At 34.4% G+C, this 17350-nt stretch carries 16 protein-coding genes; all 16 read right to left on the reverse strand.

From position 1 onward, the window contains the following. Nucleotides 1-2: 2 nt before the first annotated feature. Nucleotides 3-1256, reverse strand: a complete 1254-nt coding sequence (locus FTU38_RS06790; RefSeq protein ID WP_180110835.1) for a nucleotide sugar dehydrogenase — start codon at nt 1254-1256, stop codon at nt 3-5. A 12-nt stretch (nt 1257-1268) separates the two neighbouring features. After that, entirely contained in the window at nt 1269-2144 is an 876-nt protein-coding gene (gene galU, locus FTU38_RS06795) for a UTP--glucose-1-phosphate uridylyltransferase GalU (protein WP_180110836.1), read from the reverse strand. Between the two features lie 24 nt (nt 2145-2168). Next, on the reverse strand, nt 2169-2789 hold the full coding sequence (locus tag FTU38_RS06800) for a sugar transferase (RefSeq protein ID WP_180026180.1): 621 nt from the start codon (nt 2787-2789) through the stop codon (nt 2169-2171). Further along, nucleotides 2786-3934 carry a glycosyltransferase family 4 protein gene (locus FTU38_RS06805; protein ID WP_180026181.1) on the reverse strand — a complete coding sequence of 383 codons (1149 nt, stop codon included), beginning with the start codon at nt 3932-3934 and terminating at the stop codon, nt 2786-2788. The genes FTU38_RS06800 and FTU38_RS06805 overlap by 4 nt, the downstream gene beginning before the upstream one ends. Beyond that, a complete protein-coding gene (locus FTU38_RS06810; RefSeq protein ID WP_180110837.1) occupies nt 3931-4845 on the reverse strand; it encodes a glycosyltransferase in 915 nt (304 codons plus the stop codon). Before FTU38_RS06810 ends, FTU38_RS06805 begins: the two co-directional genes overlap by 4 nt. Beyond that, on the reverse strand, nt 4838-5824 hold the full coding sequence (locus FTU38_RS06815; protein WP_180110838.1) for an EpsG family protein: 987 nt from the start codon (nt 5822-5824) through the stop codon (nt 4838-4840). The genes FTU38_RS06810 and FTU38_RS06815 overlap by 8 nt, the downstream gene beginning before the upstream one ends. Then, nucleotides 5824-6483, reverse strand: coding sequence for a glycosyltransferase (locus FTU38_RS06820; RefSeq protein ID WP_180110839.1), 660 nt, complete (start codon nt 6481-6483; stop codon nt 5824-5826). The genes FTU38_RS06815 and FTU38_RS06820 overlap by 1 nt, the downstream gene beginning before the upstream one ends. 2 nt (nt 6484-6485) lie before the next feature. Beyond that, nucleotides 6486-7427 (reverse strand): glycosyltransferase family A protein, encoded by a 942-nt coding sequence (locus FTU38_RS06825; protein ID WP_180110840.1) that lies wholly within the window; start codon nt 7425-7427, stop codon nt 6486-6488. Between the two features lie 5 nt (nt 7428-7432). After that, on the reverse strand, nt 7433-8533 hold the full coding sequence (locus FTU38_RS06830; protein WP_180110841.1) for a polysaccharide pyruvyl transferase family protein: 1101 nt from the start codon (nt 8531-8533) through the stop codon (nt 7433-7435). Next, entirely contained in the window at nt 8533-10278 is a 1746-nt protein-coding gene (locus FTU38_RS06835) for a thiamine pyrophosphate-binding protein (RefSeq protein WP_180065137.1), read from the reverse strand. Before FTU38_RS06835 ends, FTU38_RS06830 begins: the two co-directional genes overlap by 1 nt. Nucleotides 10279-10281: 3 nt before the next feature. Continuing rightward, nucleotides 10282-11361, reverse strand: coding sequence for an NAD-dependent epimerase/dehydratase family protein (locus FTU38_RS06840; RefSeq protein ID WP_180110842.1), 1080 nt, complete (start codon nt 11359-11361; stop codon nt 10282-10284). Next, the gene (locus tag FTU38_RS06845; RefSeq protein WP_180110843.1) at nt 11358-12884 is read right to left on the reverse strand and encodes an oligosaccharide flippase family protein; all 1527 of its coding nucleotides are present in this window, start codon (nt 12882-12884) and stop codon (nt 11358-11360) included. The genes FTU38_RS06840 and FTU38_RS06845 overlap by 4 nt, the downstream gene beginning before the upstream one ends. 57 nt (nt 12885-12941) lie before the next feature. Continuing rightward, nucleotides 12942-14789 (reverse strand): nucleoside-diphosphate sugar epimerase/dehydratase, encoded by a 1848-nt coding sequence (locus tag FTU38_RS06850; protein WP_180110844.1) that lies wholly within the window; start codon nt 14787-14789, stop codon nt 12942-12944. A gap of 61 nt (nt 14790-14850) precedes the next feature. After that, nucleotides 14851-16020, reverse strand: a complete 1170-nt coding sequence (locus FTU38_RS06855) for a DegT/DnrJ/EryC1/StrS aminotransferase family protein (protein WP_180110845.1) — start codon at nt 16018-16020, stop codon at nt 14851-14853. Nucleotides 16021-16038: 18 nt separating this feature from the next. Further along, entirely contained in the window at nt 16039-16695 is a 657-nt protein-coding gene (locus FTU38_RS06860) for a NeuD/PglB/VioB family sugar acetyltransferase (RefSeq protein WP_180110846.1), read from the reverse strand. Then, nucleotides 16695-17297 (reverse strand): sugar transferase, encoded by a 603-nt coding sequence (locus tag FTU38_RS06865; RefSeq protein ID WP_180110847.1) that lies wholly within the window; start codon nt 17295-17297, stop codon nt 16695-16697. Before FTU38_RS06865 ends, FTU38_RS06860 begins: the two co-directional genes overlap by 1 nt. Nucleotides 17298-17350: the final 53 nt, after the last annotated feature.

Raw genomic sequence — 17350 nt, forward strand, 5'->3', positions numbered from 1 at the left:
CATTAACGTCCTACCCCCATATATGCAAAACCTTGAGACTTCACATATGCTGGATCATAAATATTGCGCCCATCCAAAATAAGCGGATGCTGCATGGTTTTAAGCAATTCGGTATAATTTGGACTCCAATATTGTTTCCATGCAGTCAATAAACACAAAGCATATGCATCTTGCACTGCCTCATATTGCTCTATGCAATATATAAGATCAGGTCGCTCACCATATATTTTTTTAATTTCATCCAAGGCTTGAGGGTCGTGTAATTTAACTTTTACACCTTGAGCCCATAGTGCTGCCAACATGGCATGAATAGGAGATTGTCGCGTACTGGAGGTTTTTTCTTTAAATGCAGCACCCCATATCGCAACAGTTTTCCCTTTTAAATCACCATGATAATAATTCCATAATTTACGGAATAAAACTTCTTTTTGCTGCTCATTAATGTCCCAAACTTGAGCTAGTAATTGGCTATTTGCACCAACACCTGACACCGTATGCGTTAGGGTCTGAATATCATGTGAAAAATTTTCTCCACCAAAGCCTGCACCCGGATAGAGATAAGATCCTCCAATACGATTATCCGCAGCCATCCCCTGACGAACTGACTCAATATCAATGCCTAATTTCTCAGCAACCATTGCCAAGTCATTGATATAACTAATTCGTGTCGCCAACATGCCAGAGATACTCAACTTGGTAAATTCAGCATCTAAAATGGGCATAAAAAGATACTGCTGCTGACGTGGGAATAAAGGGCGTAAGAGTTCCTTAATTTTAATTTGAGCAATATCCGATGCAGTTCCAACAATCAACTGCTTGGCTTGGGCAAAGCTTTGTAAAGCGTTTCCTTCCTGAATCATGTCGGGTAAATAGACCCACTCATCTTCATGCAAAATTTTTACAAACTTTTCTGTCCCATGTAGTCCTAAAGTGGACGCATTGATCATCAGTTTAGGGTGAATAATGGGACGTTGCTTGATGTCATGAAGAATTTCAATACATTGCTTTTCTTCAGTAGGATTAAAACTAAAGAAATAAGCATCTACATCTAGTGGAATATCATTAAAATCGCAGTATTTTAAAAAACTACTTTGTTGTTTATTGAGTAGATTTTTTACAGCTTCATCTTGCATATACATTGGTTCGCTTTCATACGTTTTCAGTGGTTCATACCAAAAAACGTGATGGCCACATTCTGCCAACAAAGCAGCAAATACACCTGAAAAGAGTGTTTGTCCAAATACTGCAACCTTCATATCAGTCTCTTTTTATAGTTTTAGTTCTTTGATCAGCGCTTTAAATTCTTCACCTAATTTTGGATGGTCTACGCCATAATGTAAAACTGCTTTCAGATAACCCAATTTACTGCCGCAATCAAACGTTTGCCCTTTCATACGATAGGCTTCCACTGTATCGGTCGCTTGCAAAGCTGCTATTGCATCGGTCAACTGAATCTCATTCCCTGCCCCTTTAGGCGTGTTATCAAGTAATTGCATAATTTTGGCAGGTAAAATATAGCGACCAACGACTGATAAATTTGACGGTGCTGAACCGACTGCTGGCTTTTCTACAATCCCTTGCATTTGGATGCTTTGACCTTCTGCAGGTGTCGATGCAACATCGACAATGCCGTATTGATCTACCATGTGATCTGGTACAGCTTCAACCATAATTTGTGATGCATGGGTTTCATCAAAACGTTGGATCATTAAACTCAAATCATTGGTTTCTGATGAATCTTTTACAAGAACATCTGGTAATAGCACAGCAAAATCATCATCACCTACTACAGCTTTGGCACACAGTACAGCATGACCTAAACCCAGTGGCTGAGGTTGGCGCACACTGATTACACTCACATGTGGCGGTAAAATTTCGGTAATCTCTTTGAGTAAATCAAATTTCTTTTTATTTTCTAGGGTGGTTTCTAGCTCAAAACTGCGGTCAAAGTAATTTTCAATCGATGCTTTGGAAGAATGTGTCACTAAAATAATTTGCTCAATGCCAGCAGCAACTGCTTCTTTAACTACATATTCAATCGCTGGGCGGTCTACCACTGTGACCATTTCTTTGGGAATAGATTTACTCGCAGGTAAAAAACGTGTACCTAAACCGGCAACAGGGAGAATGGCTTTTTTGATCATTACAAATAGTTCACTAATAAAAATTTATGACTTGATTTTATCTTTAATTTTTTCAGGATCATTTCCTTGAAATAAAGAAGGACCAACATGACCAGGTGCATTAATACCTTCTCGTTTGGTCATCACACCGACTGTTTTGAACATGATTTTAAAGTCAACCAAAGTATTATGGTTATCTACATACCATACATCGCATTTAAAGCGCTCTTCGTAATCAAGTTCATTTCGACCACTTACCTGAGCTAGGCCAGTCATACCGGGTTTAACTTCCAAACGACGTGCTTGTTCTGGTGAATATAATGCTACAAAGTCTTTCAGCATAGGACGTGGTCCAACAATACTCATATCACCTTTTAATACATTAATGAGCTGTGGCATTTCATCCAAACTGGTAGAGCGTAGTTTCTGGCCGAATGGTGTAATGCGCTGTTCATCTGGCAACGGTTCACCGTTTTTATCGACTGCATCTTTCATAGAGCGAAACTTAATCATTTTAAAAAGCTTGCCGTCTTTACCAGGACGCTCTTGCAAGAAAAAAATTGGAGAACCCAAATTTTTACGAACTTTTATTGCAACTAAAATAAATATAGGCGATAACAAAATAAGTGCTATTATTGCAATAACAATATCTGTAAGTCGTTTCATTTATTTAATCCTATAATTTTCATCAACTTTTCATTAACTTTTTGAGCATCAAATTTTTCACAAGCAATAGTATAACTCGCATGACCCATTTGATTAATTTGGATTGGATTTTCGATAAAATAACACATTTTTTCAACCAATGCGTCTACATTCCACTTAGGAACTAAAAAGCCATTTACACCATCGACTACAGTTTCACGGCATCCAGGCACATCTGTAGTAATAACAGGACGTCCTATAGCCATAGCTTCTTGCGTACTGCGTGGAACCCCCTCTCTATAATAAGAAGGTAAAACAAAGACTGCACTATCTGCTACATGCTCTGTTACATTCGTTACAAAACCAGGATAAATAATGATATCTTCAGCAACTAACCGATCTAGCTCTTTTTTTGATAAGCCATATGGATTTTCTAAATCGAGACCACCAATTACTTTAAATTTAACATCTGGAAATTGAGCTTTAACCAATTTAGCAGCTTGGATATATTCATAAATACCTTTTTCTGCCAATAAACGTGCCACAAAAATAAAAGTAATATCTTTAGATTCATCCCATTTTTGGAATGGATAATCTTTAAGATCTAAGCCAATTGCTCCTAAAACATTAACTGCATTTTTCTTGTGAAATATTTTATTTTTATTTATCAAATCTTTAGGATCATCTTCATTTAAAAAAATAATTTTATCTAAAAATGGAAATACAATTCTATATAATGTGACCTGAAAGAATCGAATCATTTTCATCTTCCATGATTGGCCTGTCGGGTGCTCCGTGAAAGGAGAACCTAACCCTTCTATCATACCAATGACTTTTGGTGATCCTGCTAATTTGGCCGCAAGAGAACCATAAATAACGGGTTTTGTAAAAAATGAGAATACAATATCCGGATTATACTGATTAATATATCGCTTTAACTCAACCATTGATTTAAGATCCTTGAAAGGATTTAAACCACTTCTACTAAGCTGATATGTGATTACTTCAGCACCTAATTTTTGAATTTTTTTTATCCAGTAATCGTCATATTCAGATACTAATGCATAAACTTGATAACCTTTATTGATACAAGATAGAATAAAATCTTTGCGAAATAAATATAGATTTGATGCAGTTGTGCCTATTAATAAGATAACCTTATTCATTTTTTAAAATTCCTCAAAAAATCTATCAAGCCTGAATTTAAAAAAACATCTTCCCATTTTTTTACTTGATAATAGCTCTGAGATCTTCTTTCCTCATAAAAACTATAAAAATCTTTATTTAAGGCATTAAAATCATCAAAAAAAATTAAGGAAATATTATTTTCAATTACAAAACCTTCAACCCAAAAATTACGATTAGATAAAACTGGAATATTAATAGCCAAATATTCTAAAAGCTTAGTCGAAGTTTGAATATTATAAGGATAAACATCAGGAACAAGATTAATAGCAAACCGAGATTGATTCATTAAATGTGGAATCTCATCGTTATTAACACGCCCTTTAAATACTATATTTTCACAATCATTTAAGCCTAATTTATTATCTCCGATTAATAATACTTTTAATTTTGTCTTCTTAAAAAATTCAATAAGGCTATCAATTCCTCTTTCTTTAGAAATATCACCAACGTAGCAAAAATCAAATTTTTTCCCAAAAAAATCAAAATCATATGTATCAAAGAATGATTCATTAACACCCATATCACGAAAACCGAATGGAACATTATCCCTAAAATTAAAAACGGTCATCACATTTTGGTTTAGAAAAGTCCGGAATACTGGCTTTTTCTGGAAATTTCTTTTAATGAAATTCTTTAAACCAATAAATTTACCAGTAGAAATAGAAGCATAGTCATGAATTTCAGGAATATCAATTGAGTTAAAAATCATAGGTGAATAACCCATCATTCTATAAACAACATCAAATTCTGACTGCTTTAACTTTAAATCATTTAAATTAATAACTTGTGAAAAAATTTTATCAGAATGATAACTTACAAGATGTTCATGAAGAGCATATACTTCTGGACCGTAACAAAATTCAGGTTTCAAAATCGCTAATCTAAGCATTTATATAATCCTCAACAAATAAAAACAAAAAATACAAATATGAAATCATAAATACTAATAATGAATAATATAAAAAATGTTTTTTCTTACTAAGGAAAAAATATACAAATAAGGCATTCATATATGGTATTAAAAACCAAAATAAAAAAGCATACCTATTTGAAAAAGGTAAATATCCAAGCAAATAAAATGGAAAACTTAAAATAATAAAAACCTTTATTATCTTAAAAACATTCAACTTAAGCTCAGTATCTAAATTCATATACTTGTTTAAAAACAAGTATATAAACACCCAGAAAGCACTATAAACAAATAACCCGAAATGAAAACCCTTATACATAATTACATTAGTATAAGAATCTTCCGAAAACAATATCACCCCATACCGCCCCAACAAACTGGAAACAACAACCTCATTCCACCCCATAACATACAAAAAATTTAAAAATAAAAATAAAAATAAAATTTTACCCATAGGCAATATTAATAAAAAAGGAATAATTAAAACCAAGAAAGATGACTTATGAAAAAACAACGAAATAACTAAAAAAAATATAAACAATAAATATTTTTTACGTAAAAAAAACAATAATGATAATAATGCTATATTTAGAGATAATCCTTGCCTTAATGCATTAGTTACAGCAACCTCAAACCAAGATGACCAAAGTAAAAAACTAAAAGATAAAAAATAAAATGGTAATATTCTTGTAATACCAATATACAATGAAATCTGTTGAATTAAAAAATATATTACTATAAAATTTAAAATAAAAATTGAGAAAAAGAAAACTTCAACCCCAAAACCATTTGAAGAAAGGCTCTCAATTAAAGCTTGAAATAAAAACTCATATGAAACATACTGAGAATGGTAGTAAAGAAAACGATACGTAACAGTATCACTACCAATAAGGTCTGTCCTTATGCCTACAAAAAATCCTAAAAAAATAAAAAGTATCAAAAAGACCAAGAACCTCATTATGAAATTACTCTTTTTATAAAATTTAAAATTCTATCCAAAAAACTTGGTTTCCAAGAAAAACTCCAATGATGAATTGCAAATGTATCCTCCTTAATATCGCTGTAGAATAACTGCTTTACATTCTGATCAGAATCAAATGGGTTATATGGATAAAAATATTGACTTTGATATATTTTGACATTTTCAAATAATTTATTATTATAAACAGTAGTTAAGACAAATGGTGATGTTTCATAAGACTCTAATTGATCATAATATGCCAAAACACTCTCTAAATACTCATGTTTCTCAACTGAACCTAAAACCCCTGCACTTACATTCTTATTATCTCTATTTTCTGAACCTGAAAAAAATTTATTATTTAATAGCGGGTCTAGATTTTTTACCAACTCTATATCAGTATCTAAATAAACTCCCCCAAAATTATATAATGCATAGAATCTCACATAATCAGCAGCAAAAGCATATTTTTTCTCATGTAAAGCCTTTTTTACAAAAGGATGATCAATAGGAGAATTACTTTCATCCCACAAAATAAACTCCCAATCAGGTAAATATTTAGCCCAAGTTTCCATACATTTTTTAACCAAAGGTGTATATTCATTCCCACCAAACCAACAGTAGTGAATTTTTTTTGGTATTAAATTAACACTCACGCTTAGAACACTCCTAACTTTTGTTTCTTGCTGTCTGAATATATTTTATAAATATACAATGGTGCTCTAATACCAAACATTAAGAATAAACCCATTAGCCTAAAGTGCCATTTAAAATTACGGTTAACCATCATTTTTAATCCAAATCTACCAGTTTGAATATCCTTTGGATGTTGACTTAAAGCAATCTGAATGTCTATCAGTTCTTTGACTTCTTTTAATTCTATTTCTGTTAGAACATCTGTTAATAACTCAATTTCAATTTCACTAGAAGACTTAAATTTCTGGATAGAAAGATTATCAGTTTCATTCGTATAGGAACCCAATCTTTGTCTATAAAAATAAACATTTGAACTTATACAAGAGATTTTTAAATTTTTATTATTTTTTAGTAATTTAAACAAATATAATTTATCTTCCATGTAATTAATATTTGGTATGAAAGATATATCTCTACATATATCACTTCGAATTAACTTATTCCACAAAGCACCATGCATTTGATCAAATGCTAATTTTCTAATTAACTCTTGATTACTAAAGTCTCCAGTTACTTTAACTCTTATACATTTATTCGGAAACATTACACTATAAGAAGCAATACATACATCACATTTTGTTCTTTCTACTTCAGTTGCCATCGACTCTAGTGCGTCATTAGCCAAATAGTCATCAGGATCTGCATGTATAATATATAGACCTTTAGCTTTTTCTAAACCATATTGTCTAGCTGATGCAACGCCACCATTAATTTTCGAATATAGCTTAAATCTAGAGTCACACTTAACATATTGATTACAAATATCTAAACTTTGATCAGTCGATCCATCATTTACCAAGATTACTTCAAAGTTTTTATATGTTTGATTTACTAGAGATTCCAACAAATCAACAATATATTTCTCCATATTATAAATAGGGACAATTACAGAGATAAACGGCATAATAGTTAGACATCCAAATCTAGCTTTCTTTTAAGCAGATTAATTGATTTTTGAATAAGCCTTGGATCTATGGCTTTGATATGTGTCAGTTTGGACGAGTATTCTTTCAAATCAGCTGAAAGACCTAAGGTTTTGAATAGTGAAGAAAATCTTGAAGCTCCACGTCCTTCATTAACTATACAAATAAATGGTTTTTCAAAAATTATTGAAAAGACAACCCCATGAAATGAATCAGTAATGACATATTTCGCATTTGCAAATCCAGCAAGCCAATCTCTTGGATCTGGCATCATAATATCATGATGATCAATTGAATCCTCAATAGAAGATTTCGCTTGGCAGCTATAAACCTTTTCTGCATGCTCTTTAGCGAAAGATTCAATTAATTGTGTCTTTTCACTGCTAGGATCTAGGATATAAGTGTAAATACCACTACTTTTTGAATCTAACCTATCTTGACCTATAAGTTTTTTATAATAAGATTGACCTAATAATAAAGTTGGATCGAGAACATGATCTACATCTAGATTAAAATATTTTTTACATAGCTCAACTCCAGAATCCTCTCTGACACTTATCCAATCAAATAAGTTAGCTAACTTTGAGCATCTAGCTGTCAATTCAGCATCATATTCCCATTCACTCACACCAAATGATGATGCATAGGCAATTTTTTTAATTTTCTTTTTTTCTAAAAAATCTAAGTAAAAGTTTTCAATACAAGGTGAATATTTAGGCCTCCAAGTTTGATCACTGCCAACTATAACAGCATCATACCCAATGTCATCAAAATGCTCGATTAATTGTAGCGTACTAAATAAAGGTTCTGACATGATTAAATTTGTGCTAATAAAATCTCTGGTATTTTTATAGGCAACCTTTTTTTTCGATTCTATAAAGATAGGTGATTTCCCTTTACCCAATCCTTTTAACAAAGCTCTATAAGCCAACCGTATGAAAAGATATGCAAGACTCTGTTTAGCTGGCTGACGATCAATCGTAACCACATTATAACCCAGTTGGGTAACAACTTGTTGTAGTGCCCACGCTTGCAACATGCCACCATAGTTATGTCCCAATGGTTGCGTTAAAATTGCAATCTTCATTACTTCATTACTCTCTTGATAAGTTCAATATTCTTTCCACCCATAATCTTTTTTAAAATAGCTTTAACTTGATTTCCTGAATTAGTACTTAGTCTATGCATGACTTTTAGGGCTTCACTTTCATCAATACTTTCAGTGAAGACCTCAAATATCATAGGTTTATTAATTAATGGATTAATAAATTCCTTATAAACACCTTCAAATGTATCTTTACTATTTGCAGAAATATAATCAAAACCTAAACTTTTTGCATATTCTTTGACAAGTGTCGTTGATTTAGCACCATAATGGCCAGCAGCGGCGACAAACTCATCTCCGTCATCACCAAAATGTGCAGCATGGTGATTATATTGTCTAAATTCTGTCCCCTTGCCATTATTTACTAATAAAATTCGTATGTTATTAGTTGTATGTCTATTACCAATAGCATTTAAGTCATAAAAGAATGCTAAATCCCCAATTACTCCAAAAAAAAGTTTATTCGGTTGCGCGAGTGAGGCTCCCAATAAAGATGAAACTCCTCCATCAATACCAAAACCTCCAACATTTGAATAACCTACTACACTTTCGGGTAAATTATAAAAATTCCAGGTTCTTAAACTATTAAGTATCCCAAAATGGATTACAGAATTTTCAGGAATTTTTGAAGCCAACTTAGATGCTAACCATACATTTGAAAAAGGAACATCTTTAATATTATCACGTACACTTTGTATAAATTTAGCACATGCTTCATAATAATCATGATTTGATTCTTTTTTAATAGCATGAGCATATTTTAGAAAAAATTGTTGTTCTGGCATTTCAAAAATATATTTTAGTTTCCTAAATGTATCTCTCAATTCTCCATCTGGATTTATACGCCACACTTCTGAACCCGCCAGACTTAATAATGGATAATCACCTGTTATCTCTCCAATATGTAATGTTATATCAGATTTTAAGTCAATTTTATTATGGAGTTCTTGAGCTGCTGCTAATGAAACTTGAAAACTATATTTGCCTTTATAGGCACTTGTATGATCGCAAAAAACCACCGCATTATAGACTTCACAAAAACTTTCTAATGCTTTAACTTCTTCTTGAGTCCATTTTTTATGTGAGCCAACAATCACAGATATACGTTTAGAATTATCTAATTTAGGTAATTCATCAAAATAATTAAATCTAGATATTTTTCTACAAGTGATATCATTTTTCTTTGTAAATGGAAGGCTATACGTGGTAGGCAAATTAATATGTACAGGCCCTCCACCATTACGAGTTAATTCTAAAATCGCTTGATTTACTTTAACCTCACATTCCCAAAAATCCTCTTGATCTTTAACGATAGGCAAATTGACACTTAATTTAGCTATATCTTTTGAAATTGTTGATCTGTCAATGACCTGTGCTACATGATGTCCTATACGTCCAACAGGCTGTGTAGAAGTAATTGCCAATACAGGTAACTTTCTATAATATGCTTCAGTCATACCCGGTACATAATTTCTGGATGCTGTAGCTCCTGTACAACTAATTACCACACTTTCATTGGTTTCCGCTGCAAGTCCACAAGCCATATAAGCAGCGGACCTTTCATCTACAGCTGAATAAATTTTAAAAAAAGGATCTTTTTGTATACTACCAATTAATGCTGTATTAGTATTTCCTGGTGAGGCAATTACATAACGAATACCATGTGCCTTTAACAACGATATTACAATTAATGCATTTTTTTCTGGTGTCGAGTAATAATCAATCATTGCTTAGTTCATCCTAGTCATCATTAACGGAATTGTTCTGAATAATAAATATTTAATTTTATCTTTAAAACTACTAATTTCACTTAATTGAGTAAATTCACCGGCAACTTTATCTTTTAAAGCCTCTTCTCTCCAGTTTATAGGCTTAAAGACAAATTGCTGATTATCGATAAAATTAAGTAAACATTCTTCCAATCCATCAGAACAACTAATGAACTCAGATGTATTTATAAAGTTATTAATTTTATCATTATTAAATGTCCTGTCATATAATCTGTCATAATAAATTTGATATTTTGCTTTTCTCCAAGAACTAAAATTTTTCAGGTCATCTTCAATCAAATTTGGGTTATAACCTTTATCTTTCAAAACATTTATATAAATATTTGTGATATCCCCCCATGTTAAACTAACATTACTGGTAATATGGAATGCTTCACCTAATGCATTTTGACTACCTAATAATGCTAAAATTCCGCGTGCTACATCCCTTCCTGAGGTTAGGGTTGTTCTTTTATTTTGCATTTCTTTTAAGGTTATAATACTTTTACCATTTAATACTCTATATAACCAATCTTCTTTCTCTAACACCCCCAATTGGAGACGTTCATTATCATAGGTTATATAAGGTCTAATAATTGTCCAATTATTCATTTTACAAGCAAATAAAAGATCCTCCTGTCTGGCTTTACTTAGTGCATATTCATCTGTTCGTAAGTACTCTTCATCTGTACTTACATCTAGTAATCGAGGAGAGTTTTCGGTAATAGATTCTTCTGAATTAGCATATACACGTGCTGAACTAATAAAAACATACTGGTTAGTATTTTTTAATAGAGACACATAACGTTTTTGGAAATGGGATGTAGAATAAAACATAAAATCAACAATAACATCCCATTTTTGAGATAAAAGCTTATTTAAAAATGTGTCTTCTTGTGCGTTTCCTTGGATGTATCTGATACTATTAGTGATACCTGAACGTGTTCTAGAAGTAACATTAACATCATGTCCTCCTTTTACTAACATATCACAGAGATGGATTCCCATCGCACCCGTTCCACCTAAAACCAGAACTTTCATATTTTTTTCCCGCGCTTAAATTTTTTAAATACCATATTCTTTACTTTACTTTTCCATTCTTTACTCAATCCAGCATAATAGATTAAAATAATTGAAAAGAGTAAGGATAAAATAATATATAAAGATACAGTGTAAAAATTATCCACATAAATAATTATTTCTAATAATTTAGAGACAAAAGTCGATATTATAACAACAAGAAATATTGGTATGAGAACATTTTTAAAATAAACAAAAATTTTAAAACCAATAAGATATTTTACTAATATCAACCTCAAATAAAACATTAACAAATTAGCTAAAATTGCGATATAAAAAACCCACTCAGCGCTGAAACCTGATTTTAAAAAATAATATGTTATAAAAAATATTAAAATTTGTACAGACCCTAAGCTAATTTCATACAAAGCCATCTTTCCTGGAGCTCTAGCAGCATTTGCGATAGGAAGAGCTAAAGCTATAATTAAACCTTCAATAATGGCTAATCGAGAAAATATAACTGCTTGAGGAGGTGGATTGACTAGCCAAAGCTTCAGAATATAATCCATTTTTATTATCAATGGTAATGCAAACATCCACATTAAAAAGAAAGTCAGCTTAGACCCATTATGAATTAGACTCATCATTTCTCTATTCTCCCCAGCAGCATAATGTTTGACTATAGGAGGATAGAGACTAGTATTTAAATTTGTAGCAAGAATCGCTATTTGGTTTGCAACATTTAAAGCTATAATTCTAGCAGCTACTGTAGCAGGATTAAAAATTTGATTAATAAGTACTGTTACAGCCTGATTTCTAAATGCCGTACTAAGTTGACCGAATAAAGTCCACCATGTAAAACCTATAATTTCTTTAAATATATCATTATTCCAATAAATTTTTTTTAATTGACATTCTTTATATTTTCTAAGACAAAGGATTATATAACTAACAGCTACAAAAGCTGATAAAATCAATAATATTAATCCATAATAGACAAGTTTATCATAATTTGTGTACGCTAAAGATAATACTATTATAAATTTCAACAAAGCATCCGCCACAGAAAGTAATGCATATATATGCATATCTTCATGTGCTATTAATATTGATATAAAAGGTGCTGTAAAAATTGACACAACAAATGCTAGTGAAGAATAGTTATATAAAGATATCGCAGCTTGTACTCGACTATCTGGTAGTTTCAAATTTTCTTGCACATACCAAAATCCGATAGTCTTCAATAAAAAGTAGGCGATTAATGCCATTCCTATATATATAATTAAATTTATACTAAAAATAGTTTTTAACTTATTATCATCATTTTCTCCAATAGCATAAGAAAAAAATCGCTGAGTTACTGCTCCCATACTGCCTGGTAGAAAAGCCAGTAAAGTTACAAAACCTGTAATTACTCCATAAACGCCAAAATCTTCAATACCAAGTTCATTCAAAACGACACGCATTGAATATAATGTTATCAGAATTATAATAATTTGACGTGAATACAAATATAGAGTATTACTTAATATCCTATTTTTCATTCTACCTCTAATTAGTAAAAATTTATAGTTATTAATCTACTCAATAACTAAAAAGAATTACTTACATAAATAACCATCAACATATTTAGTAAGTATATCATTCAATAACAATAAATTATTGCTATAACATAATTTCTTTAAATCGCAAAAAATAAAAGTTATTTCATCATATTCTCTATACTTTTCAAACGATTTTAAAATCCGCTCATGCTTTGTTTTTTCAACATTATCCGCATCAATCAACAACTCTTCATATAACTTTTCACCCGGACGTAAACCGGTAAATTGTATCTCAATATCGCCTAGACCATTTTCATCTATTGCTCGAAAACCACTCAAACGAATCATTTGTTTGGCCAAATCCACAATTTTAACCGGCTCACCCATATCTAGCAGAAATACATCCCCACCTGTACCCATCGCACCCGCTTGAATCACGAGCTGAGCTGCTTCAGGAATCGTCATAAAATAACGCGTGACTTCTGGGTGCGTTACTGTAACAGGCCCGCCTTGAGCAATCTGCTTTTTAAACAAAGGGACGACAGAACCTGACGAACCAAGTACATTACCAAAGCGTACAATACTAATTTGCGTTTTTGGATTCGTCGACGCTAGGCCCTGACAGTAGAGTTCCGCCATCCGTTTCGAAGCGCCCATGACATTGGTCGGGCGTACGGCTTTATCTGTCGAAATTAAAACAAAGGTTTCTACACCTTGGGCTACAGCTGCATCAACACTACGCTGCGTACCAATCGAAGTATTGTAAATCCCCTCAAAAGGATTGGCCTCGACTAAAGGCACATGCTTATAGGCTGCTGTATGATAAACCGTTTGTACCGCATACTGTTGCAATATACGTTCTAATTTTTGCTGATTGGTGACAGAACCCAATACTGGTATAACTTGTACACCCGAAGTCTGCAATTCACGATCAATTGAATACAAAGCAAATTCAGACATTTCAAACAGCACCAGCAATTTCGGCTGATGCTTCACTATCTGACGACATAACTCAGAGCCGATCGACCCACCTGCTCCTGTCACCATCACCACTTTATGTTTGATATTTTTCTCTAAAAGCTCAGGCTTCGGTGGTACAGGATCACGGCCGAGTAAATCAATAATATCCACTTCACGGATATCAGAGACTTTGACTTTACCATCGACCAGTTGAGTGACACCCGGTAATTCCATGATTTTGACATCAGTGGCTTCAAAGGATTCAATAATTTCCTTCTTACGCGCACGCCCTACCGATGGCATGGCAAGTAAAACTTCTTCAATGCCAAATTTACCGAGTTTCTTTTGTGCTTTTTTCGGTGAATAAATCTTTAACCCACTTAAAGACTGCCCGTGTAAAGAACGTTTATCATCAATAAAACATACAGGTAAATAATCATCTGAACGGTTTAGCGCTGCTGCAATTTGCTGACCTGCTAAGCCTGCACCATAAATTGCCACACGTTTACGGCTTTGTTTCTTAGCAAAAGTTTTAAGAGTAGCGTAGCGAATGACGGCACGGCTCCACCACATGTATGAAAACAGCATAAAGCCATACATGAGCGGAATACTCATGGGAATAAATGCAACATTCAATTTTTTAATCGTGTATAAGGCCACGATTTGAATAAATGTTCCGATTAAAATTCGCAGCAAATAGTCTTCATTAAATGAACGCACAATTGCACGGTAAATACCGAGCAAAGCAAAAATCAGAATGCCAACCACACCGACATATATGTACCAAGCATCCAGTCCTTGCATGACCTGTACATTGGGGCGTGCCAAACGTATGGCATAAGCCAGCCACATCATCAATGGTAAAATACAGATATCCATCAGCACCAAAACGATTTGTTTTTGGCGACGCGGTAATGATGCTATAGAACGGATAAAGTCTTTCACAAGATGCTCAAATGGGGTCAGTAAAGCGAATGAGAGCGCATATTATACGCTCTTTTCAGGTTTAGATTTTTGCGATCACCGCTTGGATCGCATCCACGGTTTTCTGCAGGCTGTGCTCAGACAATGTTGGGTGTACAAGGAACATTAAGCTTGTTGTACCGAGCTGATTAGCTTGCGGTAAAGACTGCGCAGGACGCCAAGGCGTACCATCAAATGCTTTTTCTAAATACACTTCTGAACACGAGCCGCTAAAACAAGGCACATTCAATGCATTGATTTCTGCCATGATTCGATCACGCGACCAGCCGTTGGGTAATGCATCGACATTGACGTGAACATAGCATTTATAGGCTGCATGCACATATTCAACAGATGGTTTTGCTACAGTAAAATACGGACTATTATCAAACGCCGCTTGGATACGCACCATATTAGCATTACGTTTTGCAGTCCATTCTGGCATTTGTTTGAGCTGTAAACGGCCAATCACCGCCTGCATTTCCATCATGCGCCAGTTGGTGCCAAATGAGTCATGCAGCCAGCGGAAGCCCGGTGGATGTTGCTTGTTATACACGCTATCAAAGTTTTTACCGTGATCTTTATATGACCACATTTTTTTCCACAGACTTTCGTCATTGGTAGTGACCATGCCACCTTCACCGCCCGTGGTCATGATTTTGTCTTGGCAGAAAGACCATGCGCCTATATGACCGATGGAACCAGCTGATTTTCCTTTGTACATTGCACCATGCGCTTGGGCACAATCCTCAATCACAAAAAAGCCTTTTTCCTCAGCCAACCGCATGATCGGATCCATATCACACATCCAACCCGCCAAATGCACACAAATAATGGCTTTGGTTTTCGGAGTAAGCACAGCTTCAATGGTACTGCGTGAAATATTCTGTGAATCCAGCTCAACATCGGCAAAAACAGGATTGGCACCTGCAGTCACAATCGAGCTTGCCGAAGCTAAAAAGGTACGTGAGGTAACAATCACATCATCGCCTGTGCCAATGCCAAGGGCTTTTAAGGCCAAATCCAGTGCGACTGTGCCATTCGCTACAGCGACGGCATACTGCGTCTGTGCAAATGCTGCAAATTCTTTTTCAAACTCACGGCACTCTTGTCCTGTCCAATAATTGACTTTATTGGATAAAAGGACTTTTGATACCGCATCGGCTTCTGCTTGAGTAAAGCTTGGCCAAGGTTCAAATGCAGTGTTTAACATGAGTTTTTCCTAAATTTATCATTTACTGGTCAGTATACGGGCAGGATTTCCCACCACTGTTACGCCCGCAGGCACGCTTTTGGTCACCACAGCGCCCATACCCACCACAGCACCACGACCAATCACTAAAGGCTGATCAGGTGTACCCTGCTTAATCATCGCACCCGCACCAATATAGGCATGGTCATGAATATGAATATTGCCGTTGCATTTTACGCCTGGCGCAAAAGTAACAAAATCCCCAATCACACAATCATGCTCAACATAACTGTATAAATTGGCTTGAAAACACTTACCGATTCTGACATTTGAGCCAATAGTGACAAATGGACTTAAAGCAGAGCCTTCAGCGAGCTCAAGCTGATCCATTAAAACCACATTGTCCGCAGTGATCGACCAAAGCTGAATGCCATCCATCTTTAAACGCTGAGCGATCTTTTCTCGCACATGACTATTGGCAATGGCAATTTGTACGTATTTTTCTGAAGCCATTTCATTTAAAAATGCGAGGTAATTCATGGCACGATGACCATTTACGTCTGCAACCGATTCTAAGGCATCATCAATAAATACAATTTCTGAAGCATCATTTTCACGTGCTAATTGCTGGCGTGCAACAGGCATCAGGCTACGCCCACAACCTGAAGCTCCATAAATCGCATAGAGTGTTGTCATTATTTTTGTTCCGGTGTGCCGGTAAATTTGGTCGTGGTGGCTTCACCTTCGGCACTGATATCATCCTTGGCAATCACTTTTTTCACGGTTTTTAACATGATTTTAAAATCGAGCCATAAAGACTGATTTTCCACATACCACGTATCGAGTTCAAACTTTTTTTCCCATGAAATGGCATTACGACCATTCACTTGAGCATGTCCTGTGATGCCCGGACGCACGTTATGACGTTTGGCCTGCTCACGATTATAGAGCGGTAAATATTCCATCAATAATGGTCTTGGTCCGACAATACTCATATCGCCTTTAATCACATTCCACAGTTCAGGCATTTCATCCAAACTGGTGGCACGAAGCATTTTACCAAATGCGGTCAGACGCTCACTGTCTGGCAATGGATTGCCATCGAGATCTAGTGCATCTTTCATGGTGCGGAACTTCACCATTTCAAAAGGCTTGCCATACAGACCCGGACGTAGCTGACGGAATAAAACAGGAGAACCTAAATTCTTTTTCACCTTATAAGCCACCAAAGCATAAACAGGAGACAGCAGCACCAGCGCAGATGATGCAATAACAATATCCAATAAACGCTTTAACATGGTTCACTCTTAAGATTAGATGAAGATGGGGGAATGGTATCCATTTATAGCAA

It is taken from the genome of Acinetobacter sp. YH12098 (genome assembly GCF_013419235.1).
Lineage (GTDB): Bacteria > Pseudomonadota > Gammaproteobacteria > Pseudomonadales > Moraxellaceae > Acinetobacter > Acinetobacter amyesii.

Coding starts and splice junctions, on each gene's coding strand:
- FTU38_RS06790 (WP_180110835.1), bottom strand. CDS start 1,256: ATGAAGGTTGCAGTATTTGGACAAACACTCTTTTCAGGTGTATTTGCT.
- galU (WP_180110836.1), bottom strand. CDS start 2,144: ATGATCAAAAAAGCCATTCTCCCTGTTGCCGGTTTAGGTACACGTTTT.
- FTU38_RS06800 (WP_180026180.1), bottom strand. CDS start 2,789: ATGAAACGACTTACAGATATTGTTATTGCAATAATAGCACTTATTTTG.
- FTU38_RS06805 (WP_180026181.1), bottom strand. CDS start 3,934: ATGAATAAGGTTATCTTATTAATAGGCACAACTGCATCAAATCTATAT.
- FTU38_RS06810 (WP_180110837.1), bottom strand. CDS start 4,845: ATGCTTAGATTAGCGATTTTGAAACCTGAATTTTGTTACGGTCCAGAA.
- FTU38_RS06815 (WP_180110838.1), bottom strand. CDS start 5,824: ATGAGGTTCTTGGTCTTTTTGATACTTTTTATTTTTTTAGGATTTTTT.
- FTU38_RS06825 (WP_180110840.1), bottom strand. CDS start 7,427: ATGCCGTTTATCTCTGTAATTGTCCCTATTTATAATATGGAGAAATAT.
- FTU38_RS06830 (WP_180110841.1), bottom strand. CDS start 8,533: ATGAAGATTGCAATTTTAACGCAACCATTGGGACATAACTATGGTGGC.
- FTU38_RS06835 (WP_180065137.1), bottom strand. CDS start 10,278: ATGATTGATTATTACTCGACACCAGAAAAAAATGCATTAATTGTAATA.
- FTU38_RS06840 (WP_180110842.1), bottom strand. CDS start 11,361: ATGAAAGTTCTGGTTTTAGGTGGAACGGGTGCGATGGGAATCCATCTC.
- FTU38_RS06845 (WP_180110843.1), bottom strand. CDS start 12,884: ATGAAAAATAGGATATTAAGTAATACTCTATATTTGTATTCACGTCAA.
- FTU38_RS06855 (WP_180110845.1), bottom strand. CDS start 16,020: ATGTTAAACACTGCATTTGAACCTTGGCCAAGCTTTACTCAAGCAGAA.
- FTU38_RS06860 (WP_180110846.1), bottom strand. CDS start 16,695: ATGACAACACTCTATGCGATTTATGGAGCTTCAGGTTGTGGGCGTAGC.
- FTU38_RS06865 (WP_180110847.1), bottom strand. CDS start 17,297: ATGTTAAAGCGTTTATTGGATATTGTTATTGCATCATCTGCGCTGGTG.